We start from the raw sequence: 21,535 nt of genomic DNA, 5'->3' as shown, positions 1-21,535 counted from the left end.
ACGTTCGCGTGCTGAAAACCTGGTCCGGCGCAAAGTGCCATTAACCCCCATCGCACTCGCCATCCAAGCTCCCGCACCTCCATTGCAAAGAGTTCAGAGGTATCTTGGCAGACCTCAGTGACGGTTCAACGGCCACGAAGGGAGCGTGCCGGCCATCACGGTGCGTGCAACGGACACAACGCGCTAGCTGAACTGTTCACGGTATTGGCTGGGTGTCAGGCCGAGCTTTTCGCTGAACAGAAAACGCATGTGCCGCACACTGCCGAAGCCACTTTTGAAGGCGACAGTCTTGAGCGGCACCTCACTGGTTTCCAGCAGGCTCCTGGCGCGATCGATGCGTGCGTTTTGCAAAAACTCCATGGGCGTCATGTTCACTTCCCGGGCAAAAACCCGGGTGAAATGGCGCGTGCTCATGTTTGCCAGGCTGGCCATGCGTTCGATACTAAACGCTTCGTCCAGATTTTCGAGCAAATGGTTTTGCAGTCGGGTGATCGGTGTTTCATGGGGAGCGACCGCGGCCATCAACGGGCTGAACTGCGCCTGCCCGCCTTGGCGTTTCATCACCACCAGCAGCACTTTGGCCACGTCCTGCGCGACTTTTTTGCCATGGTCCTCGGCGATCACCGCCAGCGCCAGGTCGATACCCGCGGTCACCCCGCCGGAGGTAATGAGATTGCGGTCCTGCACATAAATCTGATCGGTCTGCACCGTGGCCTTGGGAAAGCCTTTGATCAGCCGTTCGGTGTAATGCCAGTGAGTGGTCACGCGATAACCATCGAGCAAACCGGCGTGCCCCAACAAAAAGGCGCCGGTGCAGATCGAACCATAGCGTCCGGCACGATTCACCGCGCCCTTGAGCCAGCCGAGCAGCGGCGGATATTTCTCGTTATAGGCACCGGGGCCGCCCGGCACCAGCAGCAGATCGTAACCTTCAATCGCCTGATCAATGTGTAGATCGGCCTGAACCTTGACGCCATTGGACGCACGCAATGCGCCAGCCTCGGTGCCGATGGTCGTCAGCTCGTAGCGATCCGCCGCGGGCAGGTATCGGTTGGCGATGGAAAACACCTCCATGGGACCCGCCATGTCGAGCAGGAGAAAGTCCGGAAACAACACCATAGCGACGGTTTTCATGGGTTAAAAATCACTGAAGTCAAAGGAAGATCCATCGGCTGAACACCAATCCTGTGGGAGCGAGCCTGGCGATAAGGGTGCTGTGCATTATGGCCAATCGTGGCGTCAACGTCGGATATGAATACGTGATCGTCCGCACACAACTGTCAACTTGAGCGAGACAGTGTTTCAATTTCCATCTACTTATTGCACCAACCAGTAACCATTAACCTTCTCCTCACTCGGACGAATCAACGTCCCAACAGGAGCTTTCATCATGCTGACCCTTCGCAAAGCCTCGGATCGCGGCGCGGCCAATCACGGTTGGTTGAAGTCGTTCCATACCTTTTCTTTCGCCAACTACCGCAACCCGAAAGAGCAGGGTTTTTCTGACCTGTTGGTGATCAACGATGACCGCGTAGCGGCCGGTAAAGGTTTCGGCCAGCACCCGCACCGCGACATGGAGATATTCTCCTACGTGCTCGACGGTGCGCTTGAACACAAGGACACGCTGGGCACCGGTTCGGTGATCCGCCCTGGCGATGTGCAGTTGATGAGCGCCGGCAGTGGCGTGGCCCATAGCGAGTACAACCACTCGGCGACACGGCCCGTGCACTTCCTGCAAATCTGGATCGTGCCGGAAGTGAGCGGCGCCAAACCGCGCTATCAGCAAGAGCATTTCAGCACGCAAAAGAAACGCGGTCGTCTGCAACTGATCATCTCCCCCGATGGGGACAAGGGTTCGCTGAAGGTGCGCCAGGATGCACGGGTGTACGCCGCGCTGATCGACGGCAAGGAAAGCGCTGCGCTGGAACTGGCCGCAAATCGTTATGCCTATGTGCACGTGGCGCGTGGCAGTGTCGAACTCAATGGTGTGCAGTTGCAGGAAGGCGATGGCGTGCGGGTTCGCGATGAGCAGGTGCTGACGTTGAGCAACGGTGTGGATGCCGAAGTGCTGGTGTTCGACCTGCGCCCGCAAGAACTGCCTGAAATGCCATAAGATCAAGAGCTCGCAGCCTCGTTTCACTCGACAGCTCCTACAGGGTTTTGCGTACACCTGTCGGAGCTGCGTTTTTTTGCCTTCACTCACCCGTGCCGGAAAACCCCGCGACAATTTCATCAATCACCGCCCGCACCCGCGCGGTGTGCCGCAAGTCGGCATGGGTCACCAGCCAGACGTCATAGGGCAGCGGTCGCGTGCGTTCCGGCCAGAGCCTGACCAGCCCGTCCCTCTCCCCCATGTACAACGGAATTTCCCCCACCCCAAGCCCGCCGCAATGGATCGACGCACCAACAAGCTGGAGCTCAGGCTCGACACAATCCGCCCGCGAGTCAACGGTTCCGACACCCGCGTCATGTCCTTTTGGCTTTGCAGGTACGGCTGATACACCACCAGATCATGCCCCTCAAACGCCGAACCCGGCGCCGGTACGCCGTGGGCGTCCACATACGCCTGGGACGCAAAAAGACCCACCGGCCAGCGGGCGATTCGTCGCGCGATCAGGTCCGGGTTATCCGGCCGCGTCCGTTGCTGAGCCTTGGCTTGCAGCAGACCTGGTTCGGCCTTGGCCTGTTGTCCTTGATTCTGACCGCCACCAATTGGCTCGGTTGGCCGTCAGAGACACACCACGCCGCCGTCGCGCCAGCCATCGCCGAATCTAAGACAGCCACTGACCCACGGGTTTACCTGCTGTTCGCTCAATACGCGTCATGGCCGCCGGGCTGGTGCCCGCGATGGTGTTCCTGGTGGATTACGTGGCCCGTGGGCTCGGTGCCGGACCGCACGTCGGCGCGCTGATTTAGGTGATGTATAGCCTTGGCGCGATCATCGGGCCGGTGAGTTATGGCTTTCTCGCGGATCAACTCGGCGCGAAGGTCAGTATTCGCGTGGTGCTGGTGGTGCAGGCGATTGCCGTTGGCCTGTTGGCGATCTCGAGTTCTTTTGCGGCGTTTTGAACTGAATCACCGCCACCTTGATGCGGTCCCACTTTATGACTTCTTCACCCCAGGACTTCGACATGACGTTGCCTCAAACCATGACCCTGATTGAAATCACCGAGCCCGGTGGCCCCGAGGTTTTAAAGCCGCGCCAGGTGCCGGTACCCACCCCGGCTGCGGGCGAGGTGCTGATTCGCGTGCACGCGGCTGGGGTCAACCGGCCCGACGTGATTCAACGCGCGGGCAAGTACCCGATGAAACCCGGCATGAGCCCGATTCCCGGGCTGGAAGTGGCCGGGGAAGTAGTGGCCATTGGCGCTGGCGTCAGCGACTTTATCGTGGGTGACAACGTCTGTGCGCTGACCAACGGCGGCGGCTATGCGCAGTATTGCGTGGCGCCGGCCAGCCAGACGCTGCCGATCCCTCAAGGAATGGATTGGGTGCAGGCGGCAGCGGTCCCGGAAACCTTTTTCACGGTGTGGGCCAACCTGTTCGAGATGGGTGGCGCCAGCAAAGGCCAACGCGCACTGATTCACGGCGGTACCAGTGGCATCGGCACCACCGCGTTGATGCTCTGTCGCGAATTCGGGATCAAGGCCTTCGCCACGGCGGGCAGTGAGGACAAGTGTGCGGTGATCCGTCAGTTGGGGGCTGAGGCGATCAACTACCGCAACGAGGATTTTGCCGAGGTCATCACGCAAAAAACCGCCGGCAAAGGCGTGAACGTGATCCTCGACATCATGGGCGGTTCGTATCTGAATCCGAATATCGCGGCGCTTGGTATGGAAGGTCGACTGGTGATGCTGGGCTTTCTCGGCGGCGCTCACGCCAAGGATGTCGACCTGCTGGCGATCATGGCCAAACGCGCCATCATCACCGGCTCCCTGTTGCGCTCACGCACCCGCGAAGAAAAGGCCTCGATTGCGGAGCAACTGCGTGAGTATGTCTGGCCAGTGCTTGCTGCCGGGCGTTGCCTGCCGATGATTGACAAGGTTTATGCGCTGGCCGATGCGGCGCAGGCCCATGTGCGGATGGAGGCTGGGGATCATGTTGGCAAGATTGTGTTGAAGGTGGATTGATCCGGATTTGGCTTTTGCCGTAATGGCCCCATCGCGGGCAAGCCCGGCTCCCACAGGGGATCTCCAGTGTTGACAAAACCACTGTAGGAGCCGGGCTTGCCCGCGATGGGGCCAGAAAATTCACCACAAAACCTCCTACGGCCGTCGAAATTGTTCCCGCCCCCGCTGCGCATCTGTTAAAAACCGTCGTTGCCCGCTGATCTCCCGGACCGCCACATGTTGTCGAATTTGATGAGCCGCTTAGGCAGCCGCTGGCTGCCGCTGCTGTGCATGGCCACATTGATCGTCGGCCTGCCGGTGAGTTGCGGTGTGCTCAAGTACAAGGAGCGCGAGCTGTTGTTTCGCATCGAGCCGGGCACGGCCGGTTGGTATCGCGGTTTGCCGAACGATGTTCAGGAATTCGACATCAAACCCGCCAGTTTCAAGGCCGGGCAAAATCTGCACGCCTGGTGGTGGCCGGCCGCGCGCCGTGATGCGCCGTCGATCCTCTACCTGCACGGCGTACGCTGGAACCTCACAGGCCAGGCGTTTCGCATCGAGCAGTTACGCGCCATGGGCTACTCGGTGCTGGCCATCGACTACCGTGGGTTCGGCCAAAGCCAAGGTGATCTGCCCTCGGAAGCCAGCGTTTACGAAGACGCCCGAGCCGCCTGGGAGCGCTTCATCCAGATGCAACCGGACGCCAGCAAACGTCTGATCTACGGCCATTCCCTGGGCGGCGCGGTGGCCATCGACCTCGCGGCGGACCTGGCCGCACAGGCGAAAAAGCAGCATGTCGCGGTGCCAGTGCGCGGTCTGGTGATCGAGTCCACGTTCACCTCGCTGGGCGATGTCGTGGCGCAAGTGGCCGATAGCAACCTGCCGGTGAAATGGCTGCCAGTGCGTTGGCTGGTGTCGCAGAAATTCGATTCCATCGACAAGATCGTCGACATCGACATGCCGCTGTTGGTGGTCCACGGCCTGGCCGACCCGTTCATGCCCTCGCGCTTCAGCCAGCAGTTATTCAACGCCGCCAATCAACCCAAGCGCCTGCTGCTGGTGCCTGGCGGTACGCATAACAACAGCATGAGCCTGGGTGGCAACCAGTATCGCCAGGCTATCGATGGTTTGATGAAAGCAATACCTAGCGGTAACCCCGGGCTTGCAGGTTGAACAACTGCGCGTAGCGCCCGCCCGCGTCCACGAGGCTGTCGTGATCGCCACGCTCAAGGATCGCCCCCTGGTCCAACACAATGATGTGGTCCGCATTGCGCACGCTGGAAAACCGATGGGAAATCAGCAACGTCATGCGACCCTCGGTGTGCTCGCTGAAATGCTCGAACACCGCCGCTTCCGCCGCCGGATCGAGTGCCGACGTCGGCTCATCGAGAATCAGGATATCGGCATCGCGACGCATGTAAGCACGCGATAACGCAATCTTCTGCCACTGCCCGCCGGACAGCTCTTGCCCACCGGCAAACCATCGCCCCAATTGCGTGGCATACCCGCGATCCAGACGCTCGATGAACGGCGCGGCCATGCCCTGCGCCGCCGCGTCCTGCCAGCGCTGTTCATCATTGAACGCCAATGTGTCACCGACGCCGATGTTTTCACCCACCGAGAATTGGTAGCGGATGTAATCCTGAAAAATCACGCCGATGCGCTGTCGCAGCACCTCTTCCTTCCAGGTCTGCAAATCGCTGCCATCGAGCAAAATACGGCCTTGATCAGGACGGTACAAACGGGTCAGCAACTTGATCAGTGTGGTCTTGCCCGAGCCGTTCTCCCCCACCAGCGCCAGGCTGCGCCCCGGAACCAGGTGCAGATCGATGCCTTCCAATGCCGCACGACTCGCACCCGGATAACGAAAACTGACGTTCTCGAAACGCAAACCATCGCCGGGCACCGCGCCCTCGGTTAAATGTCCGGAATCGGCCACCACCGGTTCGGCCAGGTATTCATAAAGGCTCGACAGGTAAAGGCCGTCTTCATAGAGACCGCTGATGGCGCTCAAGCTACTGCTGACCGCGGTTTGCCCCTGCTTGAACAGCACCAGGTACATGGTCATTTGCCCCAGGCTGATGTTGCCGTGAACGGTATCGACCACCACCCACGCATACGCCAGGTAAAACGCCGCCGTGCCGAGCAGGCCGAGGACAAATCCCCAACCATCGCGACGCAACGTCAACCGGCGGTCTTCGGCGTAGAGACGCGCGAACGTGTCGCGATAACGCTTCAACAACAGCGGCGCGAAACCGAACAGCTTGACCTCTTTGATATACCCCTCGTGGGACAGCAGCGTCTCGATATAACTCTGCTGCCGGCTCTCCGGCGCCCGGCGGGTGAACAGCCGAAAAGCATCCCCGGAAAAATGCGCCTCGGCGAAAAACACCGGCAATGCACCGACCACCAGCAGCACCAGCGCCCACGGCGAAAAGTGCACCAGCAACACGCCGAAGCTGATCAACACAATCAGGTTCTGGATCAACCCCAACGACTTCATCACCAACGCCAGCGGCCGGGTCGAAGCCTCGCGCCGCACCCGCACCAGCTTGTCGTAAAACTCGGAATTCTCGAACTGCACCAGCGACAACGTCTGGGCTTTCTCCAGAATCATCGTGTTGACCTTCTGCCCCAACTGCACCCGCAACAGCGACTGCTGAACCGACAACGCCCGCTGAGTACCAGACAACAACGCCAGCACCCCCGCCTCCATCAACACATAACGCACCACCGGCCACAACGGCGCACTGCCTTGCTGCGAGTGCAACTGCATGGCACTGACCACTGCGTCGACGATGCGTTGACCTATCCAGGCGGCCAGCGCCGGGAGTACGCCGGCAATCAGGGTGGCCAGGACCAGGCCAAGGAATAATCCGCGAGAGGTGCTCCAGACCAGCAGCAAGGCGCGTCGGGCCTGGTCGAACAAGGCGGTGAAGCGGTCAACCATGGGGCTCACCCCGAACACTCCACCTGAAACCGCGCCCGATACCGCCCCGGGCTCTCCCCCGTCCATTTCTTGAACGCCCGATGGAACGCACTCGGTTCCTGAAAGCCCAGCTGTTCGGCGATGTCACTGATGCTCGCCTTGCTCTGGCGTAATTGCTCAAAGGCCACGCCGCGCCGTACTTCGTCCTTGATCTCCTGATACGAGCAGCCTTCACGCTCGAGTTTGCGGCGGAAGGTGCTGGGGCTCAGGTGTTGTTCCAGGGCGAAGTCCTGCAAGGTCGGCCATTCGCTGTAATCGCTGTTGCGCAGGCGCTGGTGGACTTGCGAGGCCAGGCCATGCTGGTTGCGGAAGCGGATCACCAGCCATTGCGGGGCCGTGCGCAGGAATACTTTCAGTGAGGCCAGGTCTTGCACCACCGGCAGGCGCAGGTAGTGGCTGGCGAATTCGATTTCGGTGCGTTCGGCGCCGAAGGTCAGGTTGGGGCCCCACAGCAGGCGGTCGTCGCTGAGGGACACGCGTTCATGACGGAAGTCCGCGCGGTCGATGGGGATGCGTCGCCCGCCGAGCCAGCACAGCAGACTGATCATCAGCACCAGGAATGTCTCTTCGCCGAAACGGCTGACTTCGTCGTTTTGCGCGTGGGTGTCCAGGCTGATGAATGCGCGCTTGCCGCGCACGGTCAGGGTGCCGCGGAAGTCGCGCAGGAACAGACCGAAATTGGCCAGGCACTGGCGCATGGCTTTGTGCAGGTCGGGTTCCTGAATCAAGGCGCGGCAGATCAAGGCGAAGCTGCCCGGCGGCATGCCGTGGGAGTCGAGGCGGAAAAACTCGTCGTTCAACTCGCGAATCTGAATCAGCCACAGCTCGGCAAACGCACTGGCCGGCACCCGCGCCGTGGGCTCAGACATCAACGCCGGGGCGATGCCGGCCTGTTCCAGTGCAGCCTTAAGACGCTGCGGATCTTGCGCCAGCGCATGGATCATTGCCTGCACGAAATAAACGGCAACCGAGTCGTTTTCCCGCATATGAACGTTTCTCTCCCTAACACTTGAACTGGCAAAAAACGCCAGCACCGTTGAACAGTTGCGGCATAGGACAACCGGGCTGCCGGTTCTAGACTCGCGGCCAATAGTACGCCTTCGACCGTTGTCACGGCCAAGGTATCGCACGGTATGACCGGAAGGACGGCAACATGAATCTGCAAAACATTGGCGTGATCGGCGCGGGCACCATGGGCAACGGTATTGCGCAGGTCTGTGCGCTGGCCGGCTTCAACGTGACCCTGATCGACATCTCCGACAGTGCCCTGCAAAAGGCCCTGGCAACCGTCAGCAAAAACCTTGATCGGCAGGTCGCCAAGGAAACGTTGACCGAGGAGCAGAAGAACGTAGCCCTCGACAAGATTCGCACCAGCACCCAATACGATAGCCTGCAGAACGCGCAACTGGTGATCGAAGCGGCCACCGAAAACCTCGATTTGAAACTGCGCGTGCTGCAACAAATTGCCGCGCAGGTCAGTGCCGAGTGCGTGATTGCTTCCAACACGTCGTCACTGTCGATTACCCAACTCGCCGCCAGCGTCAGCCAACCTGAGCGTTTCATCGGCCTGCACTTCTTCAACCCGGTGCCGGTGATGGGCCTGATTGAAGTGATTCGCGGCCTGCAAACCAGCGACAGCACCCACGCCCTCGCCCTGGACATGGCGACGACGCTGGGCAAAACCGCGATCACCGCCGGTAACCGCCCGGGTTTCGTGGTCAACCGGATTCTGGTGCCGATGATCAACGAAGCCGTTCTGGTGTTTCAGGAAGGTCTGGCCAGTGCCGAAGACATCGACGCCGGCATGCGCCTGGGCTGCAACCAACCGATCGGCCCGCTGGCCCTGGCGGACCTGATCGGTCTGGATACCCTGCTGGCCATTATGGAAGCCTTCCACGACGGCTTTAATGACAGCAAGTACCGCCCTGCTCCACTGCTCAAGGAAATGGTCGCCGCCGGCTATCTGGGGCGCAAAACAGGACGTGGATTCTATGCCTATGCCTGAACGTTGCTCACGCTTTGCCGAGTACCGGGACAAAGTGCTGGAGTTGTTCTCCAGCAAGGGTTTCGGTCAGGTCGGCATGCGTGAGCTGGCCACGTGCCTGGGGCTCTCCTCGGGCTCGTTGTATCACCATTACCCGAGCAAGCAGCACTTGCTGCTCGACTTGATCGAGGAGTTCTACGAAGAACTGCTGGCGACCCTGGGTCGCCTCGATCAAAAGGGCCCGGCCAAACGCGACAAACTGCAAAGCCTGATCCGCGCGCATTTGAATCTGCACCGGGAAATGCCATGGCATTTTCGTCTGGCGGAGCGTGACGCCGGTTGCCTCAATGACGAGCAACAAGCGCGCGTCCGGCAACTGCGCGAGCAATACGAACAGCGATTGCTGCTGATGATCGGCACCAAATCCCGGGTCGGTGAACAGGCGCAACGTGCCACTGCACACGCCATCGCCAACTTGCTCAACAGCGCCCCCAGTTGGTTGATGCAACATTCGCTGAACGAACATGAGCATGATGAACTGCTGGAGAACCTGGTGAGTGGGGCTATTGAGCGCCTGCTTCGGCCCTCGGCACCGCGTGCAGTGGCCTGAGGAGTTGACGCAATGTCAGCATTCCGAGGCCGCTGGTCGTCATAAAACCCAGGGTTTCAATAGAAAAAACATCTAAACAAATTTTGCCAATCACTCCCTCTAACACTTTGCTAATGGCGTCCAATCACTGCGGAGCTGACGGTTAATCCAATCTCGTTCGGCTTCCTTCGTTACCGGGAGCAAATCATGAAAATCAATCCCTACCTGATCTTCAACGGCGACTGCAAAGCGGCCTTCACCTTCTATGCCCAAAGCTTGCCCGGCAAGATCGAAGCCATGATGACCTTCGGCGAGACCCCGGCCGGCGAACACGTGCCGACGGATCTTCACAACCTGATCATTCACACCCGACTCGTCGTGGGGGATCAAGCCATCATGGGGTCCGACACCACACCGGATCGTCCTGTTGATGATATGGCCGGTTTTTCGGTATCGCTGAATGTCGACAGCATCGCGGAGGCGGAGCGGGTCTTCACTGCATTGTCGGAAGACGGCACCGTGCAAATGCCGCTGGAACAGACGTTTTGGGCGGCGCGTTTCGGCATGCTGGTGGATCGGTTTGGTGTGTCGTGGATGGTCAATTGCGAGAAGGATCAGTGACCGTGTCAGGCCTGAAAAAGCGCAGCCTGAAAAGACTGGTCTTTCTGGCCTGACTCACTATTGCCAAAGGGCTCAGCCCTTTACGCACACCACCTGACGAAGGGTGTGCAGCACTTCCACCAGTTCGCGCTGGGCGTGCATGACGTGGTCGATGTCCTTGTAGGCCATCGGGATTTCATCGATGACCGCCGCATCTTTGCGGCACTCGACATGGGCGGTGGCGCGGATCTGGTCTTGGACAGTGAACAGGCTTTTCGCTTTGGTGCGACTCATGGTGCGGCCGGCGCCGTGGCTGCAGGAACAGAACGACTGCTCATTGCCCAGCCCGCGGACGATGAAGCTTTTCGCGCCCATCGATCCCGGAATGATCCCCAACTCGCCCTTCTTCGCCGACACCGCGCCCTTGCGGGTGACGAGTATGTCCTGACCAAAGTGCCGCTCTTTTTGCACGTAGTTGTGGTGACAGTTCACCGCCTCCAGCGCTACGCCAAAGGGCTTGCTGATCACTTTGCGTGTCGCCTGAATCACCGATTGCATCATCAATGCACGGTTCTGTCTGGCAAAGTCCTGAGCCCATCCCACCGCTTCGACGTAGTCATTAAAGTGGCGGCTGCCTTCGTTGAAGTAAGCCAGGTCACGGTCCGGAAGATTGGCGAGGTGCTGGTGCATGTCGGCCTGAGCCAGTTGAATGAACAGGTTGCCAATGGCGTTGCCGACCCCGCGTGAACCGCTGTGCAGCATGAACCAGACCCGGTTGGTCTCATCCAGGCACACTTCAATGAAATGGTTGCCGCTGCCCAACGTACCCAAGTGCACGCGGTTGTTGGTGTTGGCGAGTTTCGGGTACTTGGCGGTGATCGCCTTGAACCGTGAATCCAGGGCGGCCCAGGCGTGATTGGCCTGTTTCGGAACACTGTCCCAGGCGCCTTTGTCCCGGATGCCACGACCCATGGTGCGGCCGTGGGGCACCGCTTTCTCGATGGCGCAGCGCAAGCCATGCAGGTTGTCGGGTAAATCAGCAGCGGTCAGCGTGGTGCACGCGGCGATCATGCCGCAGCCAATGTCGACCCCGACGGCAGCCGGAATGATCGCGCCCACCGTCGGAATCACACTGCCGATGGTGGAGCCCTTGCCCAGGTGCACGTCTGGCATTACCGCCAGGTGCTTGAAGATGAACGGCATCTTCGCGGTGTTGATCAACTGCTGCCTGGCTTCGTTTTCTACCGGGACGCCTTCGGTCCAGAGTTTGATCGGTTTGCCGTGGGCGACTTCCAGCAGTTGATAGGTCGGTGTTTGCATGATGTGTGATTTTTTCTCAACTGCCTGCACCGCCATGTGCTTCCTCAAAGAAGTAATCTTTCCAACTGTCAGCCTTGTTTTTCAGCACACCTAACGCCTGCAGTTTCTCGGCGTAGATATAGGTTCGCTGTGGCACCACGGTAAAGTCGATTTCCGGGTCGCCGACGATTTTCTCAACCAATGGTAAGGATAGTTTCGATTGCTCCACGCGGATATAGGTCTGGGCTGCCGCCGGCTTATCGGCCTTGATGATTTTCTCGGCCTCGGCCAGCGCCGCGTAAAACGCCTTGTAGGTTTTCGGGTTTTCGTCGTGGAATTTCTCAGTGGTGTACAGCACGTTAAACGTGGCCTGGCCACCCAGTACGTCGTAGGAACTCAGCACCTTGTGTACGTTGGGGCTTTGCAATTCCTGATACTGGAACGGCGGGCTGGAAAAATTTGAGTTGATCTCCGAACCGCCAGCAATCAGCGCCGATGTCGCATCGGGATGGGCCAGGCTGATCGAGATGTCGTCAAACTTTTTGAAATTGTCCGCGCCAAACTGTTTGGCCGTTTCGATCTGTAAAGTGCGCGACTGGAAACCGACACCCGCCGCCGGCACCGCAATGCGGTCCTTTTCGGTGAAGTCCTTGAGGCTTTTCACATTCGGATTGTTGGTCAACAGGTAATTGGGCATCGACCCCAGCGAAGCGATGGCCTTGACGTTTTGTTTGCCCACGGTCCGGTCCCAGATCGTCAACATCGTCAACATCGGCGGCACGCCTGCCGACACCACATCAAGCGCACCGGCCAGCAGCGCTTCGTTCATTGCTGTTGCACCGGAAATGCTGTTCCAGTCGACCTTGATGTCGAGGCCCTGCTCCTTGCCATGTTTCTCGATGAGCTGCTGGTCGCGTACCACATCCAGAATCAGGTAACCGATACCAAATTGCTGGGCAATGCTGATTGTGCCTTCGGCCTGAACGACGGGACTAAGTAACGCACTCAGCGCCGCCACGGAAGTGGCCAACAGGTTCAATGCGCTGCGCTTGAAAGGTGTCGTCATGAAAACCTCAAGGTGACGGGGACGCCGAAAAAAAGCGGCCGAGGCCGCTGATCATTGATGACAAACCGGCGGCTTCAGAGCTTGGCGATGGAGACCTCGGTGGATTTCACGAAGGCAATCACTTCGCTGCCCACTTTCAACTCAAGGTCGCGCACCGAGCGGGTGGTAATCACTGAGGTGACGATTCCAGAGGCGGTTTGCACGTCGATTTCGGACACCACTTCGCCTTGGACGATTTCCTTGATGACACCCTTGAACTGGTTGCGGACGTTGATCGCTTTGATGGTCATGATGAGGCTTCCTGTCTGGTGGCGGACGCATCCGTGCGGATGCGCAGGCCCTCAAAGTGCACCACCTGCACAAACAACAAAAGGAATAAATAATTATCTATTTATTCCTTTTTAGAATATGAGTTATCCAGGTTGCGAAGATACTTACAACCATTCGTCGTATAGGCAAATCTTTGACGAAATGGTCAAAGCGTCTGGCGTGGGGTTTGCAAAGGCCGGTCGTAGTCGCCCGGAAACGACATTATTCTGACGCAGCGACATTCAACTCAACATTCAAGGACCCCAGCGAAACGCTTGGTGAGTCACCGGAGATTTAACGTGTCAACCCTCAGTGAAATCGCAGCGAACCACGCGAGAATGGCTAAATTACAGGCACAAGAGTCGACCGGATTGAGTGAGCGACAGATTCAAATTGTCGGTAGCTTCGAAGTGCCCGTCATGGAAGAACACCAGCAGCACATTCCATTGCACTTGATCGCTGGGGCGCAGGACAACCACCTGGGACAGACACCGGGTTACTTGCTCTGACTGTGCCTGCTTGGCGAGGAGTGGCACTAACCGGTTGGTGACCACTTCCTGCGCACTGATGCAGTGCATCAGAAAAACATTCGCCCGGGTTCAGAACCTGGGCATATCGCCGATTTGCTCAAGTTCCGATACATCGGCTTCAAGCTCGATCGTTGTCTCACCCGAAGCATTGTTGCCAAGGAATGCCCGCGTTCCATTGCCCCCAAGCGTATCGTGAACAAATACTTCATCGCCTTTAGCCAGGGCTTTGCAGACTTCGTCAAAGCTGACTACCTCACTGGCTCCGACCGCGTGCATGTGTCCATCGACCTTTTTCCATGTGAACTCGACAAATTTGCCGGCATGGTCCTTTTTCGCGTGGGAAACGATGTAAGTATCCATAATGCCTACCTCACTGAAAGCCTCACTGCTAAGCCTAGTCGTCATTTCGCGATCACTAAAGTGGCGACCGTCCGCGCCTACATGTTGATCGTTCCAACGCTCCGCATGGGAATGCCTCAAAGGACGCTCCGCGTTTCAGCTACAACGCCAGTGTCGAGCCTGGCACCGATTTGACGCAGAGCGTCAGGGGCTGCATTCCCACGTAGAGCGCGGGAACGATCATTGCAGCGTTACTCCGAAGGCCGGTCCCGCAACCGTCGCCCAATTACATCGAGCACATCACAGCCATCGCGCAATGGAATGGCGCACAGCAGCGCAAAGTCGCTGAGGATGAAGGATTCGCACTCGACTGAACCGCGCATCGACATGTTCTCCAGTACCTGCGTGACGGCGCGGATTCGATAGTTGGCGGCGTCGTATAAAACATCGAGCGGCGCGTGGGTATCGACGAACAGCGTGGGCATATCGGTGCAGTTGCTGGTGAGGGCCATGAAGCGGTTTTTGGGGTGGGGGATTGGTTTTTCGTAGGGTGGATCTGGCGTTAGCGTCGTCATTTGTAAATTCCATGAGTATGAAAATGAGCTGCCAAACACACCCTCCTACAGGTTTGGGTGGCAGCCATGCGCAGGAGTAGGAGTAGGAGTACCGAGCACTCATGAACCTCGGTCACGCCGAAGCGTGTCCCGCGCACAGCCGCCGCGAACGATCATATGGACACGAGTTAAGTGCCGCAATCAAACGACAGAGCTGTTGCATCATGAGAGAGGGCTCCTACACCCTGCCACCACTTGCGCGGTGACAGCCAAAGACTATCCCTGCAACCCATCGCCCACCAGTTCATGGAAGCCGCCACAACTTGAAGGAAACTTCCGATGAGCTTGCCCGGAAATTTCGTAATAGTTACGAGGTCTTTACACAACACTTAAACATTCCGTAGTGCTGGCAATTGTCATTGAGAATGTCGAAGGGTGGGATTCCAGACTGACAGGCGCCACCTTCTCCATCACCAACTGGCCCGATCTTCAACGCTCGCTAAAAGAACATCTTCCTTCCAGATCTCCTGAGCCAACAAATAGACATCTTGAAGAAATCCGCGGGGATCCTCCAATGCATACCACTCACCACGCGGCCAACTGCCTGCATCTTCTTCATCTATATCAAACAAACTCTGAAAATCACAAGACGCATCGCTTAGCTTTTCCGCTAGAAAATCCAGTAGCACGAGCTTATGTCGATAGGACAAATAACCTAGATTCAAGCTGTATCTTTTGATCAGCTCCGCTCTGTCAAAGCGATCATTAGGACTAAATACTTCCAGTTCCGCACCCCGAGTTTCCTCGCGATCATAAACATCAAAGACGCCAATAAACCACATCAAACCGGGTTGGAATTCTTCATTTAGAAATGGATCTCGCAACATCATTTTCTCTCCGAAGGAAAACCAGTAAAAGGCCGTAGCACATTATTCTTATCGAACTTAACTTCAAACCAATTCAGATCTTCATTTAGTGTTGAAAAATAACGGGACAGATTTATTTACATTTTCTATATTTATCGTTGCTAGGTGAATCTATTTTGTTGTTCAAAAAAAACTTTGTAGGTGAGAATAACCTCTTTCCAATTTTCAAATAGTTGCCCTTCAGATCCTTCTAGTCCTTCAGGAGGAGGCATATACCTAATTATAGAGGAGACCTCTACTGGATAATCGAAGTCTGCGTACAGCTCCCCCACTATTTCAAGTGGATCTTCATACTCATCTTGATGCTCAAATAGAAACGAAAGCAATAAAAAAATCCAAGGCTTTGCAGGTTCTTCCGTTTTGGGTGACGGCTCTTTGTTTACCATTGATTTAAGTAGCTTGCTTACCAAATATTTTTCTTCAAGTAGCAGTGAGGCCAGCTCAATAGCTTCTTGTGAGGATTCAGTAGTTAAGGCTTCGCATGCGTATTCCGAAACTCCTTTTTCATCTATAAATCCGTGCTCGAACCCATAGAGAAGTTCAGCCCAGTTTAGCCACGGGGTTTTGTTGTATATGTATTGGCCATCGAGTAATAGTTTTTTCATTAGCATCTACTTAGGTAGCCTGGATGGAGTCTGATTTGGTGTTCCAGTTACTTTTCCATCCGGAATATAGCAAAAAGGGGACGGATTTATTTGTTGATCTATAACAACACCTTCGAAGCTGGCAACAAAATAAATCCGCCCCTTCGCAGTCCCCTTTGGTAAAAAGCGGTTCAGACACCATATTTTTTCTTTCTTTAGGAATTAATTATCGCCACTTCCTTGATCTTGATACCGTTCCAAACAATTAATGAGAACTGTCATAAACCGCCTTTGATCTTTAACCTCATCATCAAAATACGTGTCCATTTTTGAAAAAATTTCATCAAAACTATTACCCACCTCTAAAAAATAAGACAAAGTTTCGATTAATGAAATGCGCTCTTGCTCACTATAAATAAAAAATTCCGTGCGTAGCAAGGCGTCAAAAAGCTCGGCAAGTTCTTTATCATCATTCACATTCTTCGAAACGATAATCTCTTCCCGCTCCAAATCATGCGTATTTTCAATATCAAAAACAAAAAGCAGACCTCGTATACTCCACAGTGTATAGGGCCTATTCATCAGTCAAATTCCGTGTATGAAGTTTTAGCTTTACCATTTTTGTCCAATATGACGACCGCTCTAGTTTGCTCACCATACTGCAATCCCTCCCTTTTAAACCCTTCACCTATTTTTTTACCCATATCAATAGGTTGTCGTGAAGCATCTATACCACTTTGCCTAAAAATTAACTGAGCACGTTGTATTGCATTAAATTGATCACGATGACTGAGAAAACGCGTCGCGGCTGAAGGAATGACGGGCTCGCCTTTTTTCTTTCCTTTCTCGTACCTTTCTATTTCGCCTGTCGTGGGATTTCTGCCCTCCTTCACCCGATCAAACTGGGATTGCAAGGTTGTTTGTGCTCCATGTTTCTGCTGAAAATGGGCACCATCAATCGATTCTTCCATTTCCTTCAAGCGCCTATAAAAAACCGACTCTGATAACTCATCAATTCTTGCTCGTCGCTGCTCAGCCGCCATTTTCGGCAGCGGCGTCTCACCCTCATCAACCTTAACCCCAGTCGTATCATCCGGCGCCCTACACCCAGGCTTATTCGGTGGCGGGCAATTCCCGCTCAACCCCAACGGATCAACCCACCCCGTCGGATTCGGCGTGTACTGGTACTGATTCAGCCCACCCGCCAACTTGATCGGGTCCGGCGTCAGGTACCGTCCAACCTGCGGATCATAGTACCGATGCCGGTTGTAGTGCAGGCCGCTCTCGGCGTCGAAGTACTGCCCCTGAAACCGTAGCGGCTGCTCAAGCTGTTCGCCCCCGCCGAACGCCAGATGCGTGACTTTGCCGTAGGCGTTGTACTTCGCCGACCAGACAATCTCGCCACCAAAATCGGTCAGTTCCTGCGGCGTGCCGAGGTGGTCGAGTTGGTAGTAAAACGGGCAGGCCTTGCGCGGGCCTTTGCCGTCGAGCATCGCCAACGGGCGGAAGCTGCCGGGTTCGTAGACGTAGCTGCGGTGGTGTTCGCGGCTGCTTTCGGCGATGAGGTTGTCGCCTTGCCAGAAGAACTCGGTGGTGTGGCCGTCGACGGTTTTGGCGATGCGGCGGCCGAAGGCGTCGTAGCGGTAGCTGGCGCAGCGGCCATCCGGGGTGGTGACGCCGATCAGGCGGTGCTGGCAGTCGTAGCGGTATTCGGTGACGAGTTTTTGCCCGGTGCCGCGGCGTTCGCGGATGAGGTTGCCGAAGGCGTCGTAGTCGTAGTGGCGGTCGCCTTGCATGAGCAGGCGATTGCCCTGCACTTTCGCGGCGCCGGGGCGGTCCTGCATCAGCAGGTTGCCGGCCGGGTCGTGGGCGAAGGATTCCGGTGGGGTGTCGCGGGTGTGGCGCACGCGGGTCAGGCGGTTGAGCGGGTCGTAGATGTAGTTGCGCTGGCCGTGGCGGGTGTCGGCGATGCTGTCGAGGTTGCCGTTGGTGCTGTAGGCATAGTCGCGGCGATACAGCGGTTGCTGCTGTTGGCTGACCGCGTGAGCCTGCAGACGCCCCTGATCGTCGTAGGCATAGTCGCTGAGCAACTGGCCTTGTTGGCGTTGCTGCTCACGCCCGAAGGCAAATTGGTGACTGGTAAGCCGCGCGCCGTTGAGGTCGATGGCGGTGAGCGCGCCGCCCTTGGCGTGGTGGTAGTCGAGTTTGCTGCCGTCCGGCAGGCGCAGGCGATTGAGCTGGCCGCAGGCGTCGTAGCCATAGCGCAGGGTGCCCCAGCCCTGATGTTCGGTGATCAGCCGGTCCTGTTGGTCGTATTCGAATTCCAGCGGATGGTCATGGCCGTCGTCGACACCGATCAGACGGCCGAGGCTGTCGTAGCGGTATTCGACCTTGATGCCGTCGGGTAGCGTCTTGAACAGCAACCGCCCCGCCGGGTCCCGCTCGTAAGCGGTGATCAGCTGCGAACCGTCAGCACCGAACTCGGTTTTCTCCAGCAGCTGACCATTGAGGTCGTAGGCGTACGCCGTACGTTGGCCGTCGAAACCGGTTTCCCGTCGGATCAATCCCCCGGGTGTGTAGTCCAGCCGATATTGCTCGCCGGATTCGTTTTCGATTTCCGTGAGTAACAGCTGCGCGTTGTCGTAGCGGTATTGCAGCTGGGTGCCGTCGGCATTGAGCCGGCGGCTGACCAGGTGCAGATCGTCGAGGTATTCGTAGCGCGTGATGCGGCCGAGTTCGTCGCGTTCGTCGGTGATTTTTCCGTAGGCGTTGTAGCTGTAGGCGCGGCTCGCCCCAGTGGGAAGGATCGTCTGGATCAGTCGGCCGACGGCATCCCATTGCGACTTGGTGACGGCGCCGTGTTCGTCCTGACGGGTAATCTGCCGCCCCAAGGCATCGTAGGAAAAGCGCCGCTGCCCACCGTCCGGCAGCGTTTCCTCAAGCAGTTGCCCCAAGCCATTCCAGACGAAGACATGCCGACTGGTGTCCGGATAACGGATCGACAGCAGCTGGCCTTTGTCGTCGTAGTGGTAATGGGTGATTTGGCCGTCGGGGTCAGTTGCTTCGGTGATGTCCCCCTGAGCATTGCGCTGCCAGGTCCAGACCGCTTTACCGCGATAGCGTGCGTGCAGGAAACCGTTGCGGTACTCGTAGGCCGTCGGCTCGTCTTCTGGCGGAATCAGCGCGACAAGGCGACCGACTTTGTCGTAACGGTATTCGGTGACGGCGCCGAGCGGATCCTGTTCGGCAACCAGCCGCCCCTGATCGTCGTAGGCCTTGAGCTGTTCGCCGCCATCCAGTTCGACCTTGCGCACCAGCCGCGCCCGCTCGTCGTGGACGTAAACCTCTTCGCTGCCGTCGAGGTTGTGCACGGTGACACTGCCCGCGTCATCCCAGACATAGCGCGCGTCCATCTGCGCAAACGAGGCCCAGTGGCGGATGCAGCGCGCCGCTTTGCCGGACCGTTCCCACTCCCAGAAGAAACTCGCCCCACCGGCCAGTTGCCGCTGGAGGATGACGTGTTGGTCGTCGTAGTCGTAGCGCTCGCTTTCGCCGACGGCGTTGCTCGCTTCGATCAGTTGCGCGCGTTCGTCGTAGGCATAACTGACCAGGGTTTGCTCGGTCTTCCAGCACGCCTCGAGGGTCGGCGCCGGAACAAACACCTGGTAGTCGATGGCGACCAGATGGCTGCGTTCATAGCGCAAACACAAGGCGCGGCCTGCGCCGTTGTCGAGGCGCTGGATGCGGTCCTGGCGGTCGCGGCTGATGCGCAGGCGGTTGTCGTAGGCGTCGCTGATCGCCGTGAGTCGACCGTTGCGAAAGTGATAAAACTGCGCGTCGTCACCGGCCTGGGCGAGGATCAGTTCTTCGGGTTCAGCCCCGAGATAAATCGCTGCGTGCGACAAGCTGTTGTGAATGGCCGGGCGTTCAGCGGACGGCAGCGGGAACGTGGTGCGACGGTTTTCGTGGTCGATCCAGATGACGCTGTCGCCGTCGATTTCCAGGTGATGGGAGAGCGAATGGCTCCAGCCGAAACCGAGGCCGCAATCGATCTCGGCGGCACTGGTGCGATAGAGCCGGGTGAAGTCGAACGGCAGGACGCCGTCCAGAGAACCGTCGGTGAGGGTCAGCAGTTCTTCGCCGGTGACCATCGACACCGGGCATTTGTTGGTCGCGGTTTTAGCAGCGAAGTCGGTGCTGTCGCCGTTGGGATTTTTCGCCTGATCCGGGACGTTGTCGTGGTGTTCGTTTTGCTTGAGCGTGGTGTTGCGTTTGGCATCCCAGCGCAGTTGCATGCGGCCTTTTTTGAGGCCCGATGCGACACCGCGCGCGGCGACGGTTTTGTAACGATCGACGTAGGAAATGAAGCTGTTAATGATCGTGAAGATCGCTTTGACGAAACCCAATACGGCGCTGACGATCCGGGCGCCATAGTGGGCAAGACGCATCCCCAGATAGGCAACGCCCGCCCCCGCACCGGCGAAAGTCAGGACAATCCCGATCAGAATATCGATGAGCAACTGCACCACGGCCGTTGAAACCGCTTCGGCCGTTTTACCGGCGACCTCGCTGGGTGGCAGCATTTCCAGCCACAGGCTGGCGGTGCGCAACAACAAACACAGCGCCGCTTCGTCGCTCGCCAGCAGCTGAACCTTCTCCATCGCGGCCGGGAATTTTTCAGCCAGTTCGGCCAAGTGGTCCGCACCGCTGCCCAACCGCTCAGCGAACTTTCGAGGGTCCTGAAGAATGTCCGAGAGCAGGCTGAGGCTGTCCCACACTCCGACCACCGCCGCCCAGCTCCCGGCGCGCATTCCGTTACCGGCGGCCGCAAAGGTCGATTGCGACCACTGCGGTTTAAACCCTGCCCACTCACCGCGCAGCCAGCCGTCCAATTCTTTGGTCAGGCCGTCATAAGAGGAGAAAAGGTCTTCGATTTGCGTCGGGGTAACTTCGCTGTGAACATGAATTCGGTAGAACTTGCCGGGAGTCCCTTCGAACTGTCCTTTTCCGTTTTCATCGAGCGAAACCGGTGTGCTCTCGCCGCCATCAACAGCAATCACATCAACCGAAATATTCCCCAACGGAATGTCATAAACCGACTCAAACTTGCTCTCGATCTCCAGAATCCCGCCGTCTGGACACCGCGCAACACTGGATAAAAATTCATCGTCGCCACTGCTCACCGCAGTCGTCGTATTACCGAGTTTTATCACCCGCTCCATGCCCATCAGCGACGGTAAGTCAGCCGCACGACTGGCTTGGTCCGCCTTCTGGTTAAACCAATGCTTCAGCTGTTCGCGGTAAAGCGTCAGCGTGTCCGGAAAACTGTCTAGTTCCTGCTCGATGCGGGCGATGTGGGTCATCAACGCACCGAACGGCATGGAGTGGAGTGAAAAATCGGGTCGAACATGAGCAATCCCTCGCGCAGAAAATGGGGCGCGCGAGACTTTGCAGGGGATCAGTCAGGAAAGAAGTCAGAGAAGTAGGCGATGCCTGTAGGGAAAATCCTTAAATATGCATCAACAAACAACAAGCCGGCCAAAACGCAAACGTGGCGTGAGGTTTCCCTCACGCCACGTTTGTTTTTCTACCTCAGGAGGCGGCCAGAACCTGGCAGGATCCGGCGGTTTCTACCTTCAATTCGACGCGCCTTCCTG

At 57.4% G+C, this 21,535-nt stretch carries 19 protein-coding genes and 2 pseudogenes; 8 read left to right on the top strand and 13 right to left on the bottom strand.

All coding sequences use genetic code 11. The annotated features are described in order from the left end of the window. Nucleotides 1-183 precede the first annotated feature (183 nt). Nucleotides 184-1,134: a GlxA family transcriptional regulator gene (locus tag ACA048_RS10840; RefSeq protein ID WP_497629090.1), complete on the bottom strand. Its 951-nt coding sequence runs from the start codon at nucleotides 1,132-1,134 to the stop codon at nucleotides 184-186. A 256-nt stretch (nucleotides 1,135-1,390) separates the two neighbouring features. On the opposite strand from ACA048_RS10840, the gene ACA048_RS10835 reads away from it, so the two are divergent. Then, nucleotides 1,391-2,113: a pirin family protein gene (locus ACA048_RS10835; RefSeq protein WP_007947050.1), complete on the top strand. Its 723-nt coding sequence runs from the start codon at nucleotides 1,391-1,393 to the stop codon at nucleotides 2,111-2,113. Nucleotides 2,114-2,195: 82 nt separating this feature from the next. Here the strand turns inward: ACA048_RS10835 and ACA048_RS10830 are convergent. Next, a pseudogene (locus tag ACA048_RS10830) lies at nucleotides 2,196-2,650 on the bottom strand (LysR substrate-binding domain-containing protein); the annotation flags it as partial. On the opposite strand from ACA048_RS10830, the pseudogene ACA048_RS10825 reads away from it, so the two are divergent. The 3 genes and pseudogenes from ACA048_RS10825 to ACA048_RS10815 all read left to right on the top strand — a co-directional run. Then, nucleotides 2,639-3,063: pseudogene (locus ACA048_RS10825) on the top strand (YbfB/YjiJ family MFS transporter); the annotation flags it as partial. The pseudogenes ACA048_RS10830 and ACA048_RS10825 overlap by 12 nt on opposite strands. A 68-nt stretch (nucleotides 3,064-3,131) precedes the next feature. Next, complete coding sequence (locus ACA048_RS10820) at nucleotides 3,132-4,130, top strand: NAD(P)H-quinone oxidoreductase (RefSeq protein WP_497629089.1); 999 nt, start codon at nucleotides 3,132-3,134, stop codon at nucleotides 4,128-4,130. Nucleotides 4,131-4,346: 216 nt separating this feature from the next. Then, nucleotides 4,347-5,282 carry an alpha/beta hydrolase gene (locus ACA048_RS10815; RefSeq protein WP_497629088.1) on the top strand — a complete coding sequence of 312 codons (936 nt, stop codon included), beginning with the start codon at nucleotides 4,347-4,349 and terminating at the stop codon, nucleotides 5,280-5,282. On the opposite strand, the gene ACA048_RS10810 is transcribed toward ACA048_RS10815, so the two are convergent. Then, nucleotides 5,254-7,059, bottom strand: a complete 1,806-nt coding sequence (locus ACA048_RS10810) for an ABC transporter ATP-binding protein (protein ID WP_497629843.1) — start codon at nucleotides 7,057-7,059, stop codon at nucleotides 5,254-5,256. The two genes, ACA048_RS10815 and ACA048_RS10810, sit on opposite strands and share 29 nt — an antisense overlap. A gap of 5 nt (nucleotides 7,060-7,064) precedes the next feature. Continuing rightward, nucleotides 7,065-8,084, bottom strand: coding sequence for an AraC family transcriptional regulator (locus tag ACA048_RS10805; RefSeq protein ID WP_497629087.1), 1,020 nt, complete (start codon nucleotides 8,082-8,084; stop codon nucleotides 7,065-7,067). A 167-nt stretch (nucleotides 8,085-8,251) separates the two neighbouring features. Here ACA048_RS10805 and ACA048_RS10800 point away from each other — a divergent pair, with 167 nt between their 5' ends. From ACA048_RS10800 to ACA048_RS10790, 3 genes are all read left to right on the top strand, one after another. Further along, complete coding sequence (locus ACA048_RS10800; protein ID WP_497629086.1) at nucleotides 8,252-9,103, top strand: 3-hydroxybutyryl-CoA dehydrogenase; 852 nt, start codon at nucleotides 8,252-8,254, stop codon at nucleotides 9,101-9,103. Further along, entirely contained in the window at nucleotides 9,090-9,692 is a 603-nt protein-coding gene (locus ACA048_RS10795) for a TetR/AcrR family transcriptional regulator (RefSeq protein WP_497629085.1), read from the top strand. Before ACA048_RS10800 ends, ACA048_RS10795 begins: the two co-directional genes overlap by 14 nt. Before the next feature lie 186 nt (nucleotides 9,693-9,878). After that, nucleotides 9,879-10,292 carry a VOC family protein gene (locus tag ACA048_RS10790; RefSeq protein ID WP_497629084.1) on the top strand — a complete coding sequence of 138 codons (414 nt, stop codon included), beginning with the start codon at nucleotides 9,879-9,881 and terminating at the stop codon, nucleotides 10,290-10,292. A 72-nt stretch (nucleotides 10,293-10,364) separates the two neighbouring features. On the opposite strand, the gene ACA048_RS10785 is transcribed toward ACA048_RS10790, so the two are convergent. From ACA048_RS10785 to ACA048_RS10775, 3 genes are all read right to left on the bottom strand, one after another. Then, the gene (locus ACA048_RS10785) at nucleotides 10,365-11,591 is read right to left on the bottom strand and encodes an RtcB family protein (protein WP_497629083.1); all 1,227 of its coding nucleotides are present in this window, start codon (nucleotides 11,589-11,591) and stop codon (nucleotides 10,365-10,367) included. Between the two features lie 16 nt (nucleotides 11,592-11,607). Then, nucleotides 11,608-12,636 carry an ABC transporter substrate-binding protein gene (locus ACA048_RS10780; RefSeq protein WP_497629082.1) on the bottom strand — a complete coding sequence of 343 codons (1,029 nt, stop codon included), beginning with the start codon at nucleotides 12,634-12,636 and terminating at the stop codon, nucleotides 11,608-11,610. A 74-nt stretch (nucleotides 12,637-12,710) separates the two neighbouring features. After that, nucleotides 12,711-12,926, bottom strand: coding sequence for a TOBE domain-containing protein (locus ACA048_RS10775; RefSeq protein ID WP_027921432.1), 216 nt, complete (start codon nucleotides 12,924-12,926; stop codon nucleotides 12,711-12,713). 318 nt (nucleotides 12,927-13,244) lie between these two features. Here ACA048_RS10775 and ACA048_RS10770 point away from each other — a divergent pair, with 318 nt between their 5' ends. Next, nucleotides 13,245-13,454 carry a hypothetical protein gene (locus ACA048_RS10770; RefSeq protein ID WP_497629081.1) on the top strand — a complete coding sequence of 70 codons (210 nt, stop codon included), beginning with the start codon at nucleotides 13,245-13,247 and terminating at the stop codon, nucleotides 13,452-13,454. A gap of 90 nt (nucleotides 13,455-13,544) precedes the next feature. On the opposite strand, the gene ACA048_RS10765 is transcribed toward ACA048_RS10770, so the two are convergent. The 6 genes from ACA048_RS10765 to ACA048_RS10740 form a co-directional block, all read right to left on the bottom strand. After that, nucleotides 13,545-13,835 (bottom strand): hypothetical protein, encoded by a 291-nt coding sequence (locus ACA048_RS10765; RefSeq protein WP_497629080.1) that lies wholly within the window; start codon nucleotides 13,833-13,835, stop codon nucleotides 13,545-13,547. 230 nt (nucleotides 13,836-14,065) lie between these two features. After that, nucleotides 14,066-14,389 (bottom strand): hypothetical protein, encoded by a 324-nt coding sequence (locus ACA048_RS10760; RefSeq protein ID WP_497629079.1) that lies wholly within the window; start codon nucleotides 14,387-14,389, stop codon nucleotides 14,066-14,068. 449 nt (nucleotides 14,390-14,838) lie between these two features. Further along, on the bottom strand, nucleotides 14,839-15,258 hold the full coding sequence (locus ACA048_RS10755; protein WP_497629078.1) for a hypothetical protein: 420 nt from the start codon (nucleotides 15,256-15,258) through the stop codon (nucleotides 14,839-14,841). Between the two features lie 137 nt (nucleotides 15,259-15,395). Then, nucleotides 15,396-15,899: a DUF2247 family protein gene (locus ACA048_RS10750; RefSeq protein WP_497629077.1), complete on the bottom strand. Its 504-nt coding sequence runs from the start codon at nucleotides 15,897-15,899 to the stop codon at nucleotides 15,396-15,398. A gap of 201 nt (nucleotides 15,900-16,100) precedes the next feature. Continuing rightward, the gene (locus tag ACA048_RS10745) at nucleotides 16,101-16,460 is read right to left on the bottom strand and encodes a hypothetical protein (RefSeq protein WP_497629076.1); all 360 of its coding nucleotides are present in this window, start codon (nucleotides 16,458-16,460) and stop codon (nucleotides 16,101-16,103) included. Further along, entirely contained in the window at nucleotides 16,460-21,241 is a 4,782-nt protein-coding gene (locus ACA048_RS10740; protein WP_497629075.1) for an RHS repeat-associated core domain-containing protein, read from the bottom strand. Before ACA048_RS10740 ends, ACA048_RS10745 begins: the two co-directional genes overlap by 1 nt. Nucleotides 21,242-21,535 lie beyond the last annotated feature (294 nt).

This window comes from Pseudomonas sp. LBUM1659, from assembly GCF_059716045.1.
The sequence above is the reverse complement of the archived record's forward strand: the minus strand, read 5'-3'. Positions and strand labels throughout refer to the sequence as shown.

Coding starts and splice junctions, on each gene's coding strand:
- ACA048_RS10815 (WP_497629088.1), top strand. CDS start 4,347: ATGTTGTCGAATTTGATGAGCCGCTTAGGCAGCCGCTGGCTGCCGCTG.
- ACA048_RS10805 (WP_497629087.1), bottom strand. CDS start 8,084: ATGCGGGAAAACGACTCGGTTGCCGTTTATTTCGTGCAGGCAATGATC.
- ACA048_RS10775 (WP_027921432.1), bottom strand. CDS start 12,926: ATGACCATCAAAGCGATCAACGTCCGCAACCAGTTCAAGGGTGTCATC.
- ACA048_RS10790 (WP_497629084.1), top strand. CDS start 9,879: ATGAAAATCAATCCCTACCTGATCTTCAACGGCGACTGCAAAGCGGCC.
- ACA048_RS10760 (WP_497629079.1), bottom strand. CDS start 14,389: ATGACGACGCTAACGCCAGATCCACCCTACGAAAAACCAATCCCCCAC.
- ACA048_RS10810 (WP_497629843.1), bottom strand. CDS start 7,059: ATGGTTGACCGCTTCACCGCCTTGTTCGACCAGGCCCGACGCGCCTTG.
- ACA048_RS10765 (WP_497629080.1), bottom strand. CDS start 13,835: ATGGATACTTACATCGTTTCCCACGCGAAAAAGGACCATGCCGGCAAA.
- ACA048_RS10780 (WP_497629082.1), bottom strand. CDS start 12,636: ATGACGACACCTTTCAAGCGCAGCGCATTGAACCTGTTGGCCACTTCC.
- ACA048_RS10795 (WP_497629085.1), top strand. CDS start 9,090: ATGCCTATGCCTGAACGTTGCTCACGCTTTGCCGAGTACCGGGACAAA.
- ACA048_RS10745 (WP_497629076.1), bottom strand. CDS start 16,460: ATGAATAGGCCCTATACACTGTGGAGTATACGAGGTCTGCTTTTTGTT.
- ACA048_RS10840 (WP_497629090.1), bottom strand. CDS start 1,134: ATGAAAACCGTCGCTATGGTGTTGTTTCCGGACTTTCTCCTGCTCGAC.
- ACA048_RS10750 (WP_497629077.1), bottom strand. CDS start 15,899: ATGAAAAAACTATTACTCGATGGCCAATACATATACAACAAAACCCCG.
- ACA048_RS10800 (WP_497629086.1), top strand. CDS start 8,252: ATGAATCTGCAAAACATTGGCGTGATCGGCGCGGGCACCATGGGCAAC.
- ACA048_RS10755 (WP_497629078.1), bottom strand. CDS start 15,258: ATGATGTTGCGAGATCCATTTCTAAATGAAGAATTCCAACCCGGTTTG.
- ACA048_RS10820 (WP_497629089.1), top strand. CDS start 3,132: ATGACGTTGCCTCAAACCATGACCCTGATTGAAATCACCGAGCCCGGT.
- ACA048_RS10785 (WP_497629083.1), bottom strand. CDS start 11,591: ATGCAAACACCGACCTATCAACTGCTGGAAGTCGCCCACGGCAAACCG.
- ACA048_RS10740 (WP_497629075.1), bottom strand. CDS start 21,241: ATGACCCACATCGCCCGCATCGAGCAGGAACTAGACAGTTTTCCGGAC.
- ACA048_RS10835 (WP_007947050.1), top strand. CDS start 1,391: ATGCTGACCCTTCGCAAAGCCTCGGATCGCGGCGCGGCCAATCACGGT.